We start from the raw sequence: 3518 nt of genomic DNA on the forward strand, positions 1-3518 counted from the left end.
AATACAACTTGATAAAAATATAACTACGCTTGAAGATGTTATTAATCATCTTAATAACGATTCTTTAGCTAGTTAAATTTATTGTAAAGTGGTGTTTTAATTATAAGAAAGTGTATAAATTAAAATTTTTTCATTTATATTATTTTCATATAAAGAAGGTATTTTAATTTCTTTTTTTAATGTAAAAGCAGTATTATTTTCTAAATAATATATATAATCTTCAGATGGATAATATAATATAATATCTATGTTTCTAGAACTTTTTGCCATGGAAATTAAAATATTTGAAATAACTTTTATAAAAATTTGAAGAGAAAAAGGATTAAAAAAATAAAATTTATTATCTTTAAAATTAACATCATATTTTTCAGCAAAACAATTTAAAAATTTTATATTATTAGTATTTTTTTTATAAAATTTTAGATAATTATTTTTATTAGAGATAGCTTCTTCAAAAAAATATGTATTCATTTCAATGCCTGTAACATTTGCATTGAAAAAATAATTTAAATAAAAGTTCAATCGACCTTTTCCACAGCCAAAATCAATTATGTAATCATCTTCATTTACTTCATATTCTTTAAATAAGGTTTCTAGTACAAAATAAGATGTTGGTTCATATCTATTATAATGAAGTGATTTATTAAATATTTTTTGTTCTCCAGAAGTTTTTATATTAAGTAGCTTTTCATATTGTTGTTCAGTCATAATTTTCTCCAATATTATTTTTTATTATTTAAAAAGTTAATGAAATAAATATAGTTATCTTTATATATTAACATAATTTAATCTTGTTGGTACAAGCAAATTTATTGAATTAGAAAAAATATTTTTAGAGTTATAAGCAATTTTTAAATGTTAGATTTAATATTAAATAATTTTATAAATATAAAATAAAAAAATAATACAACAGTAAATGTTATAAAATAACAGTTATTGATTTTGCATAGGTAATAATATACAATGAAAAATGCATTATTAAATAGTAAATGATTTCATTTGATAAATGTAGACTTTAAGATAATAATACAGGGAGAGAAAAATGAAAGGTAGTAGAGAAAATTTAAATAAGTTAATAATAAGTACAGTAACGATTACATTAATTTCAACATTAGCACCAGTTACTAATGTATGGGCAAAGAAATTAGATAGAGTAGATGAATTTATTTTAGAGGGAAATACTAAAAATACTCTTAATGAAAATAAGTTAATTAAAGAGTTAAGATTAAAGTGGAAAGATGATTTAGTAGGAGGAAAAAATGTAAACATATCTAATTCAGCAATAATAAGTAAAAGTGAAAATATTGAAAAACAAACAGATAAGGCATTATCAACAATAAATATGGACAAGTCTAAAAATTACTTATGGTATGAATTAAGAGATTTTAAAAAAGATCCATCTAAAATAACTGCCATGTATGGAAAAGTTTTTTCTATGTCTATGGCATATAATCTATCTAATAATAAATACTATAAAGATGCAATTTTAAAGGAAAAAATAAAATATGCTTTAGACTGGTTGTATTGTAATGCATATAATGAAAATATAAAGGAGTATGGTAATTGGTGGCATTGGATGATTGGAACTCCAGCTAATTTAAATAATATAGTAATTCTTATGTATAATGATTTACCTCATGATAAAATAATTACTTATATGAATGCAATACAGAAATTTTCACCGTCAATAGAGCCAGGAAGTAAACATCATACAGGAGCTAACTTAACAGATGTATGTATAAATAAGATACTTCAAGGGGTTATTTTAAAAAATAAAGATATGATTGAAGAAGGATCTAAGGATGTAGTAAGTGTATTTGATTATGTAACTAATGGAGTTGGTTTTTATAAAGATGGTTCTTTTGTACAGCATGATGTGGTAGCATATACTGGTTCTTATGGAAACGTTCTTATAAATAAAGTTTCTAGTATAATGTATTTACTAGAGGGAACTCCTTGGGAAGTTAAAACACTAAACAAAAACAATGTATATAAATGGATATTTGAAAGTTTTGATCCAATAATATATAAAGGTTATACTATGGATATGGTTAGAGGAAGATCTATAGCTAGACATAATAGCAGTGGATATGAACAAACAGTAGGAATAATACAAGGAATGATTAAACTTTCAATGATTGCTCCTAAGGAAATGTCAAATAAAATAAAGGCATTAGTTAAAGAGTGGGGAGAAGAGGCAAAATCAGTTATTGATTATGGTTGTAAATTTGATTCTATAAATGTAATAAATGAATATTATAAAATAATGAATGATAACTCAATAAAAGCTAAAAATCAAGAAGCTAATGATTTTAATTTAAATATGATGGATAAAACTGTTCATGAAAGAAATGGTTATTGTTTTGCTATTTCTAAAGGTTCTAATAGAATAAGTAAATATGAATTTATGAATAAAGAAAATTTAAAACCTTGGTTTCAAGGAGATGGAATGACTTATTTATATAATGATGATTTAACACAATTTTCAAAGGATTTTTGGCCAACTATAGACCCTTATAGATTACCTGGAACAACAATAAATAAAATGCCACGTAAGAATAAATCAGGATGTGGCCCAGCCATTACTTTTGAAATGAGTTTAAGTCCATGGTCTGGTGGTACTAATATAGGAAGTTATGGTATAAGTGGCATGGAAATAAGAAATAAAAATGATGATTTAAAAGCTAATAAATCATGGTTTATGTTTGATGATGAAATTGTAGCATTAGGGTCAGGAATAACAAGTGATGATACTAATAATATAGAGACTATAATAGAAAATAGAAAAATAGTTGAAAATGGAAAGTGTACATTTACAGTAGATGGAAATGTTAAAGTTGAAAATTTAGGAGATAAAGATAAAGTTAAAAATGCAAAATGGGCATATTTACAAGGTAAAACTAAAAATGAAAATATAGGATATTATTTTCCAAATGGAGAAAATATTAACCTTATTAAAGAATTAAGAAAAGGTAACTGGAAAGAAATAGATCCACCAAAAGGAGATAAAAAAGCTGAAAATAGTTATTTAACTATGTATATAAATCATGGAAAAGTTATAAAAAATGATACATATAGTTATGTTTTATTGCCAGGAAAATCTGAAAAAGAAATAAAAGAATATACAAAAAATCCACATATTAAAATACTTAGAAATGATGAGTTTGCGCAAGGAGTTTTACAAACATCATTAAATATAGAAGGAGCAAATTTTTGGACAGATGGTAAGAACACTTCAGGATCTATAACTTCTAGTGGTAAAGCATCTATAATGGTTAAAGAGAATACAAATGGAACTTTAACTATAAGTGTTTCAGATGCAACTTTTGAACAGCATAATTTAAATATAGAAATAAATAAACCAGCAAGTAGTGTAATTGAATCAGATAATAATATCTCTAATATAGATTTATCTAATAATAAAATTAAATTTAAAGTTCATACTAAAAATGCTAAAGGCAAATCTTTTAAATTAACAGTTAATAAGTAAAATTTTTAATTTCATATTAATTTAGATG

The 3518-nt window shown here is 23.5% G+C and carries 2 protein-coding genes; one reads left to right on the forward strand and one right to left on the reverse strand.

Annotation, left to right across the window (positions count from 1 at the left end; genetic code table 11):
- Positions 1 to 96: 96 nt before the first annotated feature.
- A complete protein-coding gene (locus GBZ86_RS13870; protein WP_152891627.1) occupies positions 97 to 708 on the reverse strand; it encodes a class I SAM-dependent methyltransferase in 612 nt (203 codons plus the stop codon).
- A 334-nt stretch (positions 709 to 1042) separates the two neighbouring features.
- Here GBZ86_RS13870 and GBZ86_RS13875 point away from each other — a divergent pair, with 334 nt between their 5' ends.
- Complete coding sequence (locus tag GBZ86_RS13875; protein ID WP_152891629.1) at positions 1043 to 3490, forward strand: polysaccharide lyase 8 family protein; 2448 nt, start codon at positions 1043 to 1045, stop codon at positions 3488 to 3490.
- The last annotated feature ends 28 nt before the right edge of the window (positions 3491 to 3518 follow it).

This window comes from Clostridium tarantellae (genome assembly GCF_009295725.1).
Taxonomy (GTDB): Bacteria; Bacillota; Clostridia; order Clostridiales; family Clostridiaceae; genus Sarcina; species Sarcina tarantellae.